This is a genomic window from Kordiimonas lipolytica (assembly GCF_001550065.1).
Genome location: NZ_LRUB01000033.1, coordinates 77,850 through 93,297 on the forward strand (window position 1 = coordinate 77,850; position 15,448 = coordinate 93,297).

At 57.5% G+C, this 15,448-nt stretch carries 13 protein-coding genes; 3 read left to right on the plus strand and 10 right to left on the minus strand.

From position 1 onward, the window contains the following. Positions 1–11 precede the first annotated feature (11 nt). Positions 12–581 carry a TetR/AcrR family transcriptional regulator gene (locus KORM41_RS17540; RefSeq protein ID WP_068151339.1) on the minus strand — a complete coding sequence of 190 codons (570 nt, stop codon included), beginning with the start codon at positions 579–581 and terminating at the stop codon, positions 12–14. A gap of 229 nt (positions 582–810) precedes the next feature. On the opposite strand from KORM41_RS17540, the gene KORM41_RS17545 reads away from it, so the two are divergent. Together KORM41_RS17545 and KORM41_RS17550 are read left to right on the plus strand one after the other, a co-directional pair. Next, entirely contained in the window at positions 811–1,440 is a 630-nt protein-coding gene (locus KORM41_RS17545) for a glutathione S-transferase family protein (protein ID WP_068151341.1), read from the plus strand. 82 nt (positions 1,441–1,522) lie between these two features. Further along, positions 1,523–2,461, plus strand: a complete 939-nt coding sequence (locus tag KORM41_RS17550) for a pyridoxamine 5'-phosphate oxidase family protein (RefSeq protein WP_068151345.1) — start codon at positions 1,523–1,525, stop codon at positions 2,459–2,461. Between the two features lie 19 nt (positions 2,462–2,480). On the opposite strand, the gene KORM41_RS17555 is transcribed toward KORM41_RS17550, so the two are convergent. From KORM41_RS17555 to KORM41_RS17575, 5 genes are all read right to left on the minus strand, one after another. Beyond that, positions 2,481–4,103, minus strand: coding sequence for an ATP-binding protein (locus KORM41_RS17555; RefSeq protein ID WP_068151346.1), 1,623 nt, complete (start codon positions 4,101–4,103; stop codon positions 2,481–2,483). A 130-nt stretch (positions 4,104–4,233) separates the two neighbouring features. Next, on the minus strand, positions 4,234–5,748 hold the full coding sequence (locus tag KORM41_RS17560) for a tryptophan halogenase family protein (RefSeq protein ID WP_068151349.1): 1,515 nt from the start codon (positions 5,746–5,748) through the stop codon (positions 4,234–4,236). Next, on the minus strand, positions 5,748–7,637 hold the full coding sequence (locus KORM41_RS17565) for an alpha-amylase family glycosyl hydrolase (protein ID WP_068151352.1): 1,890 nt from the start codon (positions 7,635–7,637) through the stop codon (positions 5,748–5,750). The genes KORM41_RS17560 and KORM41_RS17565 overlap by 1 nt, the downstream gene beginning before the upstream one ends. Positions 7,638–7,655: 18 nt before the next feature. After that, positions 7,656–9,041: an alpha-amylase family glycosyl hydrolase gene (locus tag KORM41_RS17570; RefSeq protein ID WP_380084310.1), complete on the minus strand. Its 1,386-nt coding sequence runs from the start codon at positions 9,039–9,041 to the stop codon at positions 7,656–7,658. Positions 9,042–9,220: 179 nt separating this feature from the next. After that, entirely contained in the window at positions 9,221–10,039 is an 819-nt protein-coding gene (locus KORM41_RS17575) for a thioredoxin domain-containing protein (protein ID WP_068151353.1), read from the minus strand. A gap of 182 nt (positions 10,040–10,221) precedes the next feature. Here KORM41_RS17575 and KORM41_RS17580 point away from each other — a divergent pair, with 182 nt between their 5' ends. Further along, positions 10,222–11,412 (plus strand): amino acid aminotransferase, encoded by a 1,191-nt coding sequence (locus tag KORM41_RS17580; RefSeq protein ID WP_068151356.1) that lies wholly within the window; start codon positions 10,222–10,224, stop codon positions 11,410–11,412. A gap of 72 nt (positions 11,413–11,484) precedes the next feature. Here the strand turns inward: KORM41_RS17580 and KORM41_RS17585 are convergent, their stop codons facing one another. The 4 genes from KORM41_RS17585 to KORM41_RS17600 form a co-directional block, all read right to left on the minus strand. Then, entirely contained in the window at positions 11,485–12,006 is a 522-nt protein-coding gene (locus KORM41_RS17585) for a DUF2726 domain-containing protein (protein WP_068151359.1), read from the minus strand. A 221-nt stretch (positions 12,007–12,227) separates the two neighbouring features. Continuing rightward, complete coding sequence (locus KORM41_RS17590; protein WP_068151362.1) at positions 12,228–13,136, minus strand: hypothetical protein; 909 nt, start codon at positions 13,134–13,136, stop codon at positions 12,228–12,230. A 90-nt stretch (positions 13,137–13,226) separates the two neighbouring features. Beyond that, positions 13,227–13,616, minus strand: a complete 390-nt coding sequence (locus tag KORM41_RS17595) for a GntR family transcriptional regulator (RefSeq protein WP_068151364.1) — start codon at positions 13,614–13,616, stop codon at positions 13,227–13,229. Positions 13,617–14,165: 549 nt separating this feature from the next. Beyond that, positions 14,166–15,434 carry a molybdopterin molybdotransferase MoeA gene (locus KORM41_RS17600; RefSeq protein ID WP_068151367.1) on the minus strand — a complete coding sequence of 423 codons (1,269 nt, stop codon included), beginning with the start codon at positions 15,432–15,434 and terminating at the stop codon, positions 14,166–14,168. Positions 15,435–15,448: the final 14 nt, after the last annotated feature.

Here is a 15,448-nt window from a genome sequence, read left to right on the forward strand (position 1 = left end):
CTAGCGGCTATTTAGTCTTTCGGGCACGCCAGGTTGATCAGTGTCCGCGCGGCATCCTTGGCATCGGGGGCGGCGAAGGCCTTGCCCTGAATGTGGGCTGTCACAATCGCACCTTCCTTCAGAAGCATCAGTTGACGCGCCAGCGTCTCAGGCTCCTTCGCGCCGGCTCTGCGTGCCAGACTGGCGAGGTGATCTGTCAGTGACCGTTTGTGTGCCGCCGCCGCCTGATGGATGGGGTGCGATGGGTCCTGATATTCCGATGATGCCTTGATGAACATGCAACTGTTGAAGTCGTCGCCCGCGATCCATTCCTGCAGGGCATCGAAGCTGGCCACCAGCTGGCCTTTTGGTGTGTCGGCCCGCGCTGCGGGGCCGTCAACCAGCAAGGCAGTAAGGCGCTCGTGCCGACGCTCTAAGGTGGCTAGGATCAAGTCTTCCTTGGTGCGAAAATATTTATACATGGAAGTTTTCGAGATGCCGGTCTCGGCCACCAGCTTGTCCATGCCGGTGGCGTGGAAGCCGTCCCGGTAAAAGGCCTCCAAGGCCTTGTCTATCAGTTCGTCTTTCCGCGACGCGCGCATAGCTGATTATTCCAAAAATTACTGATCTGTTCTTTTTGTATCATGTTTGTCTTGTTCAATCCAGTTTGGAAATAATCTATTAATTACAATTCTTTAATGAGAAATCCTGGCCGTTCACGGTCATGTGAAAGCGATGAAGTTGACAATATGTACCGATCTGTTCATTTTAAAACGTACCGATCAGTACATATTAAATTCTGGTGCCCAAAGCGCCACTACGGAGGCTTCCATGTCTGAAACAAAACGCATTCTTTATAGCTTTCCCTTATCGGGACATTCACACCGGGCCGAGCTGGCGCTGTCGCTTATGGGGCTTGAGTTCGAAAACCGGGTGGTCGACCTCGGCACAGGCGAGCATAAGTCCGACTGGTTCCTGGAGCTGAACCCCGAAGGCAAGGTGCCGGTTCTCCTGGATGGCGAGGACGTGATATACGAATCTACTGCTATCCTGGCCTATCTGGCAGCCAAATATGATGCAGACAACAAGTGGATTCCAGCAAGCGCAGCCGGCAAGGCGCTGGTAGAGCGCTTTTTCGCGCAGGCAAGCGGCCCGCTGGCTTCCGGTCCCGCGCGTGCCCGGCTGATCCAGCTTTTCGGTGCGAATTTCGACGAAGAGGAGTCTATCACAAATGCCCATGCTTATCTTGCAGGGCTGGAGGCAAATCTTGATGGGCGCGATTTCCTTGTTGGCGACGCGATCACCTTCGCTGATGTGGCGCTCTACAGCTATGTGGCGCGGGCACCTGAAGGCTTTGTCAGTCTTGAGCCTTATCCAAACATCCGCGGCTGGCTTGCGCGCATAGAAGCGCAGGAAGGCTTTGTGGAAATTCCACACACAGAGGTTTCAGCGGCTGCCTGACGGGGTGGTCGCAGGCCGGGGTGGGCGTTTCCATCTCCTCGCTTTGGGGGCTGCCCCGGCCAACCAGTTAAAGGAGAAGAAATTGAAGGAATTGGTCAGCCCGTTTCATGACGGCGAGCTCGCCATCCAGGAAAGGCTGGGTGTGCAGGAAAAAGTCCAAAAATATGCCACCAGAATGGTGCGTCCCTACATGCCGGACCAACACCGCGATTTCTTCTCTGGGCTGCTGTATTTCTTTCTGGGCACGGTGGACGCGGAAGGCATGCCTTGGGCCCACATGATATGGGGGCAGCCAGGGTTCATCCGGTCGCCGGACCCAGAGCATCTGGTGATCCCGCGCGCGTGCCTGCCGGCGGAGGCCCTTGTTCTGGCTGTGGAGGTCGGCGGCCTTGGTCTGATGCTGGAAAACCGGCGTCGGAACCGCATCAACGGCCGGGTGGCGGAAGTGGACGCCGATGACGTGACGCTCCGGGTTACCCAATCGTTTGGGAATTGCCCGCAATATATCCAGGCGCGCGTGCCGGACGCCCTGGTGGCGCGGCAGGAAAGCCCACTCCAAAGCGCCCTGTCGGCAACCCACAGGCGTGTTATCGAACGCGCGGATACATTCTTTATCGCTTCGGCGTCCGCCCATTTGGGGCAGGATGCGCGCCACGGTGTGGATGTATCGCACCGGGGCGGCGCGCCGGGGTTTGTGAAATTCCTGAATGAAGGCACGCTCCTGTTCCCTGATTTTTCAGGCAACCGGCATTTCAAAACGCTGGGAAACATTCACGACACGGGCCGCGCTGGGCTGCTGTTTATCGATTTCGAAAGCGGCGACCTGTTGCAGGTGGGCGGGGCCGCAGCGATCGCCTGGCCTGAAGACAGTATCCATGACTATCCAGGGGCCGAACGGTTCGTTCAGGTCTCGATAGAGCGGGTGAAAGTGCGACCGGCGGCGCTTCCTTTTTCGTGGCAATTTCTTGGCGCTTGGCCGCGGCTGCCGCAAGGCCCAGGCTGGACCAAAAATCGCCCGTAGGGCCCGCGCGCCGGAGGGGTTAGCCCCGTTCCTTGGGTAGGTCAAAGGTGACGGTGGTACCCTCACCCAGGCGGCTTTCTATCTGCAGCGTGCCGCCTTGCAGCGTGACGAATTGTTCCACGATGGCAAGGCCAAGGCCAGTACCCTCCACCGCATTGGTCGGGTCCAGGTGACCGCGGTCGAACCGTTGAGTGATGGTGGCCAAGCGGTCTTCCGGAATGCCGCGTCCGTTATCGCTAACGCGGAAGACAACCCGTTCCTTTTCGTTGACCACCTGCACCTGAACGTGTCCGCCGTCGTATCCGAATTTGACGGCGTTTGACATCAGGTTGATCAGGGTCTGCCTGAGCGCGCGCGAGTCCGCCCACACGGTGGAAGGCGCCTTGCTAAGGTCCGGCTGAATCTGGATGCGCTTTTTGTTGGCCTGCGCGCTGACCATTACCGTGCAGTCGGCGATAATCTCGGCGATATCCAGGTGGGCTTTTTCCATTGCCCGTTCAGCCGCATCGATGGCCGACAGGTCAAGAATGTCGTTGATCATCTGCAACAGGAAAGTGCCTGACCGGTATATATCGCTGCTGTATTCTTCATATTTGGCGCTGCCGATGGGGCCGAAAACCTTGTCTTTCATGATTTCCGACATGCCGATGATGGCATTCAGCGGCGTTCTGAGCTCGTGGCTCATGTTCGCCAGGAACGCGGATTTGGCCTTGCTTGCGGCTTCGGCTTCCGCAAGCGCGCGCTGCAGTACTGCCTGGTCGGCCTTGGCTTCACTGATATCCCGGCAGATGGCATATAGCGCCACCTGGCCTTGGTAAGGCACGCGGGTCAGAGTCACTTCAACCGGGAATATCTCACCGGATTTCTTGCGGTGCATCCATTCAAAGCGGGTATAGCCTTCCTGTACCGCAATGCGCATCATGTCTTCGGCTTTTTCAAACGATGTCAGCCCGCAGGGTTGATATTCGGGCGATACCTCGGATGGGTGCGCCTTTGCCATTTCCTCTGGGCTTGCATACTCGAACATGGTCGCGGCACCCTGGTTGCACAGCTCGAACTTGTTGTTTGCCAGGATCATCATGGCGTCTTCTGACATCTCGAACAGTTGGCGGTATTTTTCCTCGCTTTCTGCCAATTGCTCATGTGTCTGCCATTCAGCCAGGCGTACAGCCAGCATGGATGCGATGGTGGTCAGCAGGTCTTCATGGTCTTTGGTGAAATAGCCGACGTCAGGGTGCTCGCAGTCGATGATGCCGTAAAGTTTGTCATTATAAACGATAGGCACCGTCAGTTCGGATCGCATGCCCCGAAGGTCCTCGACATAGCGCTGGTCTTTGCGCGTATCAGCGATGCGCTCAGGCTTCATCGTCAGGGCTACATGCCCGCTGATGCCAGCCCCCAGCTTGAGCTCAATCTTGTTCTCAATGGAATGGTCGGCACCCTTTTTTTCGCCAAAGGCGGCCTGCTGAACAAGTGTGCCGCGCTTTTCGTCGTGCAGGTAGATCACACAGTCGACAAAACCCAGCTGGCCGACAACTTCCTCAACCACATACCAGATCAGGTCTTCAACAGAGGACAGCCCCATCAGGTCCCGCGCAAACTTGTTCAGGATCTGCAGTTGTTCCTTCGGTCTGTTCTGCATCGGCAAGCGGTCATTCCTTCCTGTGGCTTGATGCAACTTTAATAGCGCAAAAAAACTTAACGGGGAATTGACGTTACCAATTTATCGCGAAAGCGGAGAATCCTGTTCCCTTGCGGGGTATTGCAGGAGTCTACATGCTGCGTTTTGCCGGGCAATGTTTGGCAATGAAGTCCGCGTGGCTTGGCATGGCGGCGGCGGTTTCTTCCATCACGCGCCTCAGGCCGGCAAGACGGCCCTGATAGTCCACATTCCGCGCGTCTGCGAGCGGGTCGTACCGCTCGGGCCAGATGCCCTGGCCGGTATAGACCGCCAGCCAGCTTGGGTTCCGAAACAGCTCCAGCTCATGGGCCACAATGCGGCCGCCGCGCCGGAATTGTTCGATCTTGTAGGCAAGCTCTTCGGGGATATCCATGTCGGCGGCATGCTGCCACAGGGGCGCGTCGCGGCGTTCGGTGGCCTTGTAGTGCAGGATGATAAAATCGCGCGTGCGCTCATATTCACCCACAGTGATGCGATTATATTCTTGGGCGGCGTATTCATCAAAATCCAGTGTCGGAAACAGCGCCAGAAGGCGCGTGATGCCGCTCTGGATCAGGTGCAGGCTGGTGCTCTCAAGCGGTTCCATGAAACCGGCGGAGAGGCCGATGGCCACGCAGTTCTTGTTCCAGAATTTCTTGCGCCTGCCGGTCACGAACCTGAGGAGGCGCGGGTCCGCCAGGGGCTTGCCGTCAAGGTTATCCAACAGTGTGGCCTGGGCTTCATCGTCGCTGATGTGTTGGCTCGCATACACATAACCATTGCCGATGCGGTGCTGCAGCGGGATGCGCCATTGCCAGCCTGCCTTGCGTGCTGTTGACCGGGTATAGGGTGTGAACTCGCCGCCGTGCTCACACGGTACCGCCACGGCGCGGTCGCACGGCAGCCAGTGGGTCCAGTCCACATAGCCAGTCTTGAGGGTTTTCTCGATCAGCAGGCCGAAGAAGCCTGTGCAGTCGATGAAAAATTCGGCGTCCACCTTTGTGCCGTTCTCAAGCGTCAGGCTTTCAATAAAGCCGTCAGTGCCGCGGAGGCCCACATCAACCACTTTGCCTTCCAGGCGCTTGACGCCGCGGGCCTCACTGTATTCGCGTAAGTACCGGGCATACATGATGGCATCGAAATGATAGGCATAGTCAAACGTGCTCTGGACCATGCGGCGGTCCTGGGCAGGTACGCTGAATTTGCCGTGCTTGGCCATAACCCAGGCCATGGAATAATCGTCGATTGGGTCCACTGGGCCTTCCGTGCGGGCCTTGAGATAATAGTGGTACAGCTGCACGGCATCAAAGGGTGCGCCATAGTCCCCAAACGGGTGGAAATAGCTGTGGCCTTCCTTGAACCAGTTTACGAATTCGATCCCCAGCTTGAAGGAGCCTTCGGTGCGCTGGATGAATTCGGCTTCACCTATGCCCAGTGACTGGTTGAAAATCTTGATCGGCGGGATGGTGGCTTCGCCCACGCCCACGACGCCAATCTCTTCCGATTCCACCAGCGTGATCTCAGCAGCGCCCTGAAGTGCATTTGAAAGCGCCGCCGCCGTCATCCAGCCGGCGGAGCCGCCGCCCACGATTGCAATCTTTTTGATGTTGCGGTCTGCGTTGGTCATCACTCGCCTCGTGGCAATTGGAGGATCATGGACTGGAGCGGCTCGAGCGTCAGCTCGATAATAGCCTGCCCGTCTTCAATCACAAGGGTAGCGTTGCCGCCACCCAGCACATCCGAAAGCGGGTAGCTGCCGTTATTCGTGAAGCCCCAATCTATTGCAAGTTTTGTGGGCAGGCGCAGCGGGAAGGTCGCAGTTTCATTCTCTGCGAAATTGCTGACAACCACCAGCTTTTCATCCTCGCTCCAGCGCGCGAAGGCGAACAGCTGGTCCGTGTATCCAGGCACATGCTGTCGGTTCACGCTGTGAAGCTCCCGGTAATCGCCCATCATTGCGGGGCTGCCTGCGGTGAAACGCATCAGGCGCTCATAGTATGCTCTCAGCTTTGCTTCATCTTCTGTCAGTGCGCCGCCATCGAACTTGCCGCCGTTCATCCAGCGCTGGTGCGCAGGCACCCCGACATAGTCAAAAATGCTGGTGCGGCTCGGGTCTCCAAAGCCCGCGTCCTCAGACCCGTCTTCGCCCACCGCCTGCCCGAAATAGAGCATGGTGGGGGACGTGCGCAGCGTGGCGGAGACCACCATGGCAGGCATGGCGCGCCATGGGTTGCCTGCGAATTCCGGGCTGGCGATGCGCTGTTCGTCGTGGTTTTCAAGGAAGTGCATCATGTGGGCTTCGATGTCGCTCAGGCTCGCGATCTCACGCGGCAGGGCATCTGTTGTCTCGCGGCCCTGGAGGATGGCTTTCAGCAGATCATAAAGCCCGACCTTGTCATAAAGCACATCCATTTTGCCCTTATGCACATAGTCCCGGTAAAGCTTCGGGTTATAAACTTCCGCCAGCAGGAAGGCGTCCGGGTTGCGCATCTTGATGGCGCTATTCAGGAAGCTCCAGAACTCCACCGGCACCAGCTCAGCCACGTCATAACGGAAGCCGTCCACGCCTTGGTCCAGCCAGAAAAAGGCGATGTCGCGCATCTTCATCCAGGTGTCCGGCAGGTCTTTGTCTGCCCAGAAGGTGGCGTGGGCGCGGACGTCCAGTGCCTCATAGCCTTCCGGCAGGCTTGGGAAATCATGGCTGCCGTCGGGGCGAACGCCATAGTTCAGCTTCACGGTTTCATACCAGTCATCGGCGCTGGGTTTGACCGACCGCGCGCCGTTGCCGGTCCATTTGGCGGGAACTTCGGTGAACTGGCCGTCAGCCAGCGGGTGCGCTTCACCGCCCAGCGGCTCGTGTCCCGCTTTGAAGTCAGGCACCTCGAATGCCTGACCCGGTACATAATAGAAATTATTGTCGCGCGCATACTCTACGCTCGTGTCATCTGCCGCGCCGAAGTCTACCACACCGTCCGGCTTGCCAAGGGATGTGTACCCCCGCGCCACATGGTTGGGAATGATGTCGATGATAACCTTCAGGCCGTGCTTATGCGTGCGGTCAATAAGCGCGCGGAATTCATCCATGCGCTTGGCGGGGTCGGTCGCAAGGTCTGGGCTGACGCCATAATAATCCTTCACCGCGTAGGGTGAGCCCGCGCGGCCCTTGATCACGTCCGGATCATCATTCGATATGCCGTAGGCCGTATAGTCGCGGATCACGCCGTGGTGCAGCACGCCCGTGTACCAAACGTGGCTGACACCCAGTCGTCGGATGCCTTCAAGTGCCTCGTCCGTGAAGTCAGCAAACTTGCCAACGCCGTTCTCGGCTGCGGTGCCCCAAGGCTTGTTTGTCGTGTTCTGGTTACCGAACAGGCGGCTGAAAACCTGATAGACAACAGGCTTGCCTGCGCGCTCCGTCTCTGGGATTGGGCTTGTTTCAGGCCCCGCGCAGGAGGTGCCGGTGACAGCGATCGTCAATAGGCTGGCGGCAATCAGGGTAGGTTTGATGAAGCGCATAAATGTCTCGGATATCGGTTATTTGTTTTCCACCAGCACGCGGTAGCCCCAGGCGGGCAGGGTGATGTCATAATCCGCATCAACGGTAACGGCTGCTCCGCCTTCAAAGTCATGATAGCTCCCGAGGTGCGGGCCATTCTCGAAGCGCACGGTTTGCGCCTTGTCCGACAGGTTGATGATTGCAAAAACACCGTCTTTGGCGTTCTCGCGCACAAAGCTGAGGACCTGCTTGGGGGCTGAGTTGACGATGGAGACCATGCGCGCACCAGCCGCCCCGTTCCAGAGCGCCGTATTCTCATGCTTCAGCTTGAACAGCGCTTTGTATAGATCACCAATTTCATGGTCGCGCCACTTGATCGGGTCGCGCTCAAAGAACTCAAGGCGCTTGTCGTTCCCGGCTTCCTGGCCGTTATAGATAAGCGGGATGCCTTCACCGACGACAGACAGCACGATGGCGCTCTCAAGCGCGTCGCCAAAGCGTTCGAACATGGTGCCTTCCCAGGAATTCTGGTCGTGGTTCGTCACATGGGTCATGCGGTAAGCATCGCGCGGGTAGGCGCTTTCATTCCAGCTATAGTAGACAAACAGCGCGCCCGTGTCGGCCTTGCCGTGGGCGATCTTGTGCATGGTCTCACCCCAGCTCCAGGCATAGGTGGCGTCAAACGCGTGCTGGTAAAGGTCACGCGATTCCCATTCCGCCAGCATGAAAACCGGTTTGACGCTTTCGAGCTCCGCCCGCACCGTGTTCCAGAAATCCACCGGCACAAAGCCCGCCACATCGCAGCGGAAACCGTCCACGCCCACTTCCTCAACCCAGTATTTCATGGCTTCGGTCATATACTGCCTGAGGCCGGGTTTCGAGAAATCCAGGTCAATGATGTCAGACCAGTCCCACCAGGGTGTGGGGCGGAAATCGCCTTTCCAGTCGCGCTCGTACCAGTCGGGGTGCTTTTCCCTGATTACATTGTCCCAGGCGGTGTGGTTTGCCACCCAATCCAGGATCACGCGCATGCCCATCTTGTGCGCGTCTCGGGTGAAGGCTTTCAGGTCATCAAGCGTGCCGAACTCCGGGTTGACGCTATAGTAATCCTTCACGCTGTAGGGGCTGCCAAGGCTGCCCTTGCGGTTCTCTTCGCCAATTTCGTGGATGGGCATCAGCCAGATGATGTCTGCGCCCAGTTCCTTGAGGCGCGGCAGCTGTTTGCGCGCGGCCTCAAAGGTTCCTTCGGGCGTGAACTGGCGGGTGTTCAGTTGGTAAAGGACGGCGTTTTTCGCCCAGTCCGGATGCTGAACCTGCATATAGGGTTTGGGATCATATTTGGAGGCAACACCGCCCGCTGCCATGCTGCTGGCGGGAGTGATTGCCACAAGCGCGGCAAAGCAAGCGACTTGAAAAAGCCTGATGATTCCCATGGTTCCCTCCTTCGGCCCGGAGGGGAGTATAGGCGCAACTGCAAACTCATTGCAAATATTTCTGCAAAAGATGCTAGTTGTTGCAAAAGAAAAGGCCTCATTTCGGAATGAGGCCTTATTTACAGTTGTTTATTGTTTCTAATCCACGTTTGCAAATTAATGCAAAAATATTAGCCATCCTGTTTTTCCCAGTCAAAGGCCGGGTATTCAGGATAGTCCAGAGTGATTCCTGTTTCGCCAGCGGCGACGCGTGTGCGGGCTTCCTCGCGCAGGCGCGTCAGGTCTTCGGTGATGCTGTAGCGCAGGTTCCGAAGCTGGGTCCAGTAACTGCCGAAATGCTCAGGCCGTTTGTCCGCGGCCAGCATGGGGCCCACGATGGCAAAGCCGCCATAGATGCGGGCTGCGTGCTTGCTTTCGAAGTCCTTGATTTCCTGCAGAAGCCGGGCGAGTTCGCCGGTGGGCTCTGGTTCCGGGGTAACGGTCCGGGGCTGGCCCGCAAACAGGCTGATCACTTCTTCCGTTGGCATGGCTGCCGCGTCGCGCCACAGGTTCAGCGTGCTGGCGTTCAGGAGTGTTTCGGTTTCTGGTTCAATCACCAGCACGGTGGGCGTGCCGTAAATCACCGGCAGGCCAAAGCGCGTGGCCACATGCAGGCTGTGGTCAAGGTAGCCCACATCAACGATCTGCACTTCATAGCCCGCCTTCACCACGGCGGAGACTTCCGGTTTGTTCAGGTGTTCGATAAGCCCGATGCTGTCGTGGCACCAGTTAGCGCCCATCACGATCATCGCAAGCTTGCCGGACCGGCGCGCGCGGTCCAGCGTGGCATCCACTTCCGTCATCGCATCAGCGGACGGCTTGTAGGGTGCTTCGGTGTCGAAATGATAGCTGGAATGTTCTTCCGCTTCGCCCTGCTCGATGGTTGAAGCAAGAGCCGGGTCTTGCAGGCCGAACATACCGGCCAGAAGCGCGATCGCCAATTTATACATACATTTGCCTTCCCTATAGGTCTGCTAAACTCTTGCAGCAGATTTTGCCACTTTGCCAGCATTAATCGTCAGGTATATATAGGCGCACCAGTGCAGGTGATTCCAGGGTTGGAAATGCCGCACTTTAAAGTTACAAATGAAACCAATTGTTTTGCTGCGATCCACACCCTTAGGAGAGTCTAATGTTTTCGCACCTCGAGCCGCTTCCCGCTGACCCAATCCTTGGCCTGTCGGCGCTTTTCAAGGCTGATACCAACCCAGAAAAAGTTGACCTGGGTGTCGGTGTCTACAAGACGGCAGAGGGCAACACGCCGATTATGCGCTCCATTCAGGAAGCTTTTAACCGGCTGGCGAAAACGGAAGGCAGCAAGGTTTACATTGCGCCAACTGGCTGGCCGGGGTTCACAGATGCCGCGCTTGACCTGTCGCTGGGCGCGCCACTTGTGCATGCGCTTGAAGGCCAGCTTGGCGCGATCCAGACGCCGGGTGGCTGCGGCGCGCTGCGCCTTGGCTTTGAACTGGTGAACCATGCCGCACCGGGCACTACTGTGTGGGTGTCGAACCCAACCTGGGCGAACCATGTGCCAACGCTGAAGGCCGCTGGGCTCGATAGCAAGGTGTACCGCTATTATGACCGCGCGACCACGTCGATCGACATTGAAGGCATGCTCGAAGACCTGAAGGGCGCCAAAGCCGGTGACCTCGTGCTGCTGCACGCCTCCTGCCACAACCCGACCGGCGCTGACCTGAATGACGATGAATGGGACCGCGTGATCGAGTTGATCGGCGAGCGTGGCCTGGTGCCGTTCCTGGATATGGCCTACCAGGGCTTCGCTCAGGGGCTGGAAGCTGATGCCGGCCCGCTGCGCCGTGCGTTTGAAAAGCTGCCGGAAGCTGTACTTTCCTACAGCTGCTCCAAGAACTTTGGCCTGTACCGCGAGCGCACAGGGGCGCTGGTTGTGAAATCCCAGGGCAAGGACGCCGCGAAGGCGCTGACCACCAACCTGGCGCGGATCGCACGTGAAAATTACTCCATGCCGCCAAGCCATGGTGCTGCGCTGATGACCACCGTGATGCAGGACGAAGCCCTGCGCGCTGACTGGGTGGCGGAACTGGGCGAAATGCGTGACCGGGTGAATACCCTTCGTCGCACGCTGGCAGACAGCCTGACCCAGAAGGGCTACGGCGAACAGTTCGGTGCCGTTGGCCGCCAGACGGGTATGTTCTCGCTGCTGAACCTGACGCCCGAGCAGGTCGCAAGCGTGCAGAAAGACAAGTCCATCTATTTCCCGGCGAACGGCCGCATCAACGTGGCGGGCCTGACCGAAGCCAACATCCCGTATGTGGCAGATGCCATCGCCGGCGTGATGTAAGGTAAAGCCTGATCAGTTATGGAAGAGGCGGTCCCTTAAGGAAAACAGTTCCGGGGCCGCCTTTTTTGTTGGCTAGCTTGCTTCTTCCAGAAGCATTTGGATGTCGGCCCTCAGGGCATCGGTGTCATAGTCCGGGAAAACTTCCAGAAAGCCAATCCCTGCGCGGGTGGCGGCTTCGCGCTTGACCGTGTCACGGCCCTTTGCTGTGCCGTCCAGGTCATGGCCTGTGCCCTGGTATTCCACCAGGATAACCGGATATCCTTTCGCGTCTGTCACGGCAAAATCCACGCGTTTGCTGTTGAAGGCCAGGAAGCCGTCGTCGGTGTCGCTGGCGATCAACTCCCCCATGGATACCTGCGGGAACACCTGATACCCGCCACCCAGTGCGCGCAGCACAGTCTGCAGGTCACCATAAAGCTGATATTCGCCCTGGCGCATGATCCGCTTGCGCTCCAGCCGGGCGCGCTTCAGCGCCCGAAGCTGTTTGCGTGAGGCCGCCCCCATGCGGCCTTTCATCATCCGCCAGGCGAGCCACAGAAGAGCAACCGCAATGGCAAATGCAATGAAGGAAATCATCGTTGCTGAAAAGGTCATATATGTTTGGCCCCTGGCGTTGGCGATGGGATCAGCCTAAGGCGAATAGCGCCCGAATGCCAGAATGGGGTGAAAAGAAAATGGCGGGCGGCACCGGGGCCACCCGCCAGCACGGGATCAAGCCAGATTTTCAGACATCTCTCTGTTGGAGCTTAGGGAATGCCGAACGCCAGGCGTCCCCGGTGTGGCGGCCAGCGACTGCCGCCTCCCGTACCTATGGCTCAGGCAGGTTTGCCTGTCTGGTCTTTGTTGCGGTAGACGCTGAAATCAAAGTCTTCCACCCGCGCGATGCTGAGCATGACGCCAAAGCCGATCAGCGTGCAATATTGCATGTATAGGCTGGAGAACACAGGGTCGAAGGCTTCAAGCGCGTGCTCATCCGCCGCAACAGATATGATATGAAACAGGCTGATGCCGATTGAGGAATAGACAAGCACCTTCGTCACGGCTTCCACGGTTTTCAGGTGGTCTTTGCTGGCCTGGTAGGGGTCCAGCTTTTTGCCGTAGATAAAGCGCGCAATGACAAAGGCATAGGCCAGGTTCATGGCGGTTGTCATGCCGACAGAGATATAGACCTCCTCACCCCAGGGCTGGTCCCAGCCCTTGACGCTCAGATAGTAAATCAACCACGCGCCATAGCAGGCAAGGGCAGCGAATACTGCAGCAGGCGAGACGAAGTCAAACAGATGCCTGGGTCTGAGGTCCGCGGTGCGGCGGGCCTCCGTGAAGGCGCCTCGCATGGCCTTATATTGGGCGTGCTCTGTAATGCTCGCAACAATGAATGGGATGACCTGCAGAAAGAAATAGAACATGACGAAGATCTCGTCGCCGCCTTTTGGGTCAGGCCGGTATCCGCGCGCCAGCATGCTGAACAGGATAACCAGGCCAATCACTGCAATGACATTATTGACGACACGGAACAACTTCAGTTTTCCCGTCATGTTTTCCTTGAAGTTCGGGCCTGCGTTTGGGAACAGCTTCGGATAGTCAGCTACCGGGAAATTATCGATCACATAGCGGACGCGGGCGATGAAGCGCGCGGGGAAATAGTGGCTGATCAGGTAAATCTGGCCCAGGAAAACAGCATAGGTGATCGCCAGAACAGTGTTTTCAGGCATATCGAACGGCATATCACTGACCCCCGACAAGTTTTTTGAACAGATAGGCCAGGCCGCCTGCGGTGGCGAGCATGAGCATGATGATAAGTGCGGCGTGCATTGTTATTCTCCCGCGGCTAGTTTGTTTTGCATGATATTCGCGAAGGCTATTCTGATTTCGCTGTCGGTCGCGCCTCTGTCGCGGCATGCGGTTATGGTTTGCTGAATTTGGGATGTGACCCAGTCGTTCAGGTCAAAATTCATGTTTTCGCGGGCGTCCGGGTGCACGAAGGTGCCCCGGTAGCCTTTGGTGACAATCACTTTGTCTCGCTCCAGAAGCTGATAGGCTTTGGCGACTGTCTTGTTGTTCAGGTTCAGGTCGTTCGCCAGTTGCCGGATGGAGGGCAGGGCGTCGCCTGGGCCAATGCCGCCTGAGCCGACGGCGCGCTTGATCTCGGCCATCAGCTGGGAAAAGAGCGGCTCCTCGGCGTCTATATCGATGACAATTTCCATATTCTTCTCATCTGTCGGGACTCGGGTTGATGCTCCGAAAGGTCTGGGATCACTTGGCTTTCTTATTGTTCCCTATGTACCGTGTATATAAGGGGTACAATGGGTACAAACAAGAGTCAAGCGCCAAAACGCAGGTAATGCGGGGATCCCCATTCAGAGCCCTAAAGCGGCTAGACGTTCAGCGCTTCGATTTGTGAAGTAAAAAAGATATGGCTCGTCGTGGAGGAGGGGCTTGGAGTTGTCGTCCTCCACAGTACACCAGACTCTCAATTTCAGAAAAACAATGACTTAGCTAAACTCATTTTCACGAGTCCAGCATCGTCGTTCGGCGGATTTTGTCACAGCATGCAGGACAAGAATCTGTCTCGCGATCTATGACTTTGTCTGGCTCCTGCAGATGTGAGACTTGACGTCTCTAAAGACATCAAATTTGCAAGGCAATTCGTGGCTTCTGAAACTGGAAAGCAGACGTTCCTGCAAATGTGAGAGTTGACCGCTTTTCGCCACAAGCGGGCATAAAGGCTTTTTCTTTCCTGCTGTGTCTGTTTGTCAGTTTGATCCTGGGTTGAAGTGCAGGCAGTGAACCTGGTCACCCGCGCACAGCTCTGACACACGTTCGGGCACCATCAGCCAAGCATTGCTTTCCGAGAAAGGCGACGTCTGGAAGGATTGCTGCCGCTTGCTGGGCGTAGCGATCATCAGGCCACTGTCACTCAGGCGCATACGCCCCATCAGGAATACCGTTTTCGATGCGTCGACCTGAACGTCCCGCGTCAATGTGGCGACCCGCATGGGTTCGGGGGGCTGCCCCGAGAGACCCCGGACAAAGGGATAGACAAAGGCCCTGAGCGCCAGGGCCGTCGAAATGGGGTTGCCGGGCAGCCCAAAGAAGAAACTGCCCCCGGGCAACCGAGCGAACAGAACAGGTTTTGCCGGTTTGATGCGCGCCTTGTGGAAAATGATTGTCGCACCCATGTCACTCAGAACGGGTTTGACAAAATCATACTGGCCCGCCGATACGCCGCCCGTGGAAAGGATAAGCCTGGGCTTGCCTTCGATTGCGGCATCAAGCGCGGCCGCAAAGTCTTGCGGTGTGTCGCGTACGGTTACGACGTGCCTGAGGTTGAAGCCCAGATCCCGGGCAATGGTCTCGGCGTACAGGCGGGTGGCGTTATAGATCTGGCCGGGCTTCAAGGGTTGGCTGAAGTCATCAACAATTTCCTGTCCGGTGGATATCCAGGCAGCGGTTGGTCTTTGATTGACCGCCACCTTGCCAAGCCCCAATGCCGACAACAGCGGCAAATGCTGGCAGGCAAGCAGGGTGCCCGCCTTCAGTACCGTCCGGCCCTGTGCCACATCCTGACCGATATGCCTGACGTGTTGATCTGCCGGGTAGGGTGCGTGGAAGGTCAGGGCCTCTGTTTCCCAACTTGCGGCCTCGACCGGCAAGACTGTGTCTGCCCCCTGGGGCAAGGGAGCACCTGTCATGATCTTCACGGCCTGAGGGCCGTTCAGCTGTGCAAGTTTTGCGTTGTCCCCGGCAATGCTGGCGCCGACGATTGGAAGCTCGACCGGTGTGTCCATCGCGGCGTCTTTTACAAGCGCAGAATTGAAAGCAAATCCATCCATGGCGCTATTATTGAAGGAGGGCAGGGAAAGGGGCGCTTTGAGGTCGCCGGCCAGTGTTTGCCCGATAGCTTCCGCGAGGGGGACCTCCGTCGCCCCAAGATGGATGACCTCGCGGTGAAGGTCTTCCAGGCAATCCACGTAATGCCTGAGGCCTGAGCCGGAACAACAGTCCAAAGCTGGATCAAACATAGCCAAAGTCTCCT